Here is a 2,194-nt window from a genome sequence, read left to right on the forward strand (position 1 = left end):
CGGGCCCAGCGCGATCGGACGGAACGCCGACGCAGCGGCCGGCCCACCCTGCGCCGCCACGCCTGGCTGCGGCAGGATCGGCTGCAGCCGCGCCTCGCGCGACAGCCCCTGCTGCCCGCGCGGCGACAGCAGGTAATCCAGGAAACGGCGCGCCTCGGCCGCGTGCGGGCTGTCGCGCGGGATCACCGCGGTGCGCAGCGCGACCAGGGTGTAGTCCTCCGGCTGCACGATCGCCAGCGGCGCGCCGGCATCGATGCGCGCCTGCGCGTACGAACCCAGCACGTTGTAGGCCAGCAGCAGGTCGCCGCGCGCGACCTTGTCCAGCAGCACGCCGGTGCGTTCTTCCAGCACCACCTGGTTGTCGCCCATCGCCGCCAGCAACGCGCCGGCCATGCTGCCGAGCTGGCTGTCCTGGGTCGCGAACAGGTAGCCCACGCCGCTGCGCTCCACGTCGTAGGTGCCGATACGCCCACGCAGCGGCGAGCCCGGCGCGCGCAGCAGTTCCAGCAGCCGGCGGCGGGTGCGCGGCACCTGCGCGGCCGGCAGCCGCGCGGTGTTGTAGACGATCGCCACCGGCTCGTAGCTGATGCCGAAGACCTCGTGCCGCCACTGTGCCCACGCCGGCAGCGCCTCGGTCTGCGGCGAGCGGTGCGCCAGTGCGTGACCGTCGTTCACCAGCTTGGTCTGCAGATCCATGCTGGCGCTGATCAGCAGATCGGCGCAGCGCGGGCCAGGGCCTGGATGCAGGTAGCGCCGGTAGATATCGCCGGCGATCACGTCCTGGTACACCACCTCGGTGTGCGGATGCAGGCGCTGGTAGTCGCCGATCACCGCGGCGAACACTTCGATGTCGGTCGAACCCTGGATGCACAGTTGTGCGGTGGCCGCGCCCTGCGCCGGGAAGCGGCGCACGTCGCCGGGCGCGGCCAGCGCGGCATTGGCAAGCAGCGCGGTCAGCAGCAGCGGCAGACCGCGCAGCAGTGCGGGCAGGATCATGGATGCAACCTCGGCAGGTGCAGGCTGGCGATCAGGCCGCCGCCTACGCGATTGGACAGGTCGATGCGCCCGCCATGGGCCTCGACCACGCGCTTGACGATCGCCAGGCCCAGCCCGGCGCCGCCGGCGGCCGCACCCTCGCCGCGCACGAAACGTTCGAACACGCGTTCGGCTTCGGCGGCGGCGATGCCCGGGCCATGGTCGGCCACGGTCACCACGCAATCGCGCGCGCTGCAGGTCAGCGCCACCTGCAGCGCGCCATCGCCGCCGTACTTGCAGGCATTGTCGATCAGATTCTTGATCGCCTCGCGCAACAGCAGCGCATCGCCGCGCACCAGCGCCGGTTCGCTGGCGACGGCCAGTTGCACGCGTGGCCGCGGCGCGGCCTGCGGCACGGCCTCGTGCAGCGCCTGGTGCAACACCTCGGCCAGGTCGACGCTGGCGTAGCGCTGCAGGTTGGAACGGTGGATCACGCTGGCGTCGCTGAGCAACTGGTTGAGCAGGCGGCTCATGTGCGTGGCATTGCGCTCGATCGCCTCCAGGCTGCGACGCATCTCGTGCGGGTCGTCCTCGTCCAGCGCCAGTTGCGCCTGCGCACGCAGCGCCGCCAGCGGCGTGCGCATCTGGTGCGCGGCCTCGGCCATGAACGCACGCAGGGTCTCGTTGCTGCCGGCCAGGCGCGCCATGAAGCGGTTCAGCGCCGCCACCATCTGCTGCATCTCCTGCGGCGCCGTCGCCGCCACCGGCTTCAGTTCGGACGGTTCGCGCCGCGACAGTTCGCGCTCCAGCGTGCGCAGCGGCCGCAGCGCACGCGATACGCCCAGCCACACCAGCGCCAAGGCCAGCAGCGACAACAGCGCGATCGCCACCAGCGCGTGCAGCACCACGTCCTGCGCCAGCGCCTCGCGAGCGCGCCGGGTCTGCCCCACCTGCACCCACACCTGGTCCTGCGCCGCCGCCGAGGACACCCGCCGCGACACCACCGCGAAGCGCACCGGCTCGCCGCTGTAGACCGCATCGAACAAGCGCGGCGGCGCGCTGGCGCGCGGCAGCGACGGCGCCGCCGGCAGGTCGTCGTAGCCGGTGATGGTGCGCCCGCGCGCATCGAACACGCGGTAGAACACCCGGTCCTCCGGCGCCATCGCCAGCAGGTCCAGTGCCGCATACGGCAGGTCCACCTGCCATTGGCCGCCGGCCA

Annotated in this window: 2 protein-coding genes; both read right to left on the minus strand. The window is 72.5% G+C overall.

Features of this window, described 5'->3' with window-relative positions; all coding sequences use genetic code 11:
* The coding region (locus D588_RS0110805; protein ID WP_017915980.1) for an ABC transporter substrate-binding protein at positions 1-996 on the minus strand (996 nt) is incomplete at its 3' end.
* Positions 993-2,194: sensor histidine kinase (locus D588_RS0110810; protein ID WP_017915981.1), on the minus strand; the 1,202-nt coding region annotated here is incomplete at its 5' end. The genes D588_RS0110805 and D588_RS0110810, both read right to left, overlap by 4 nt.

This window comes from Xanthomonas sp. SHU 308, assembly GCF_000364645.1.
GTDB classification, from domain to species: Bacteria; Pseudomonadota; Gammaproteobacteria; order Xanthomonadales; family Xanthomonadaceae; genus Xanthomonas_A; species Xanthomonas_A sontii.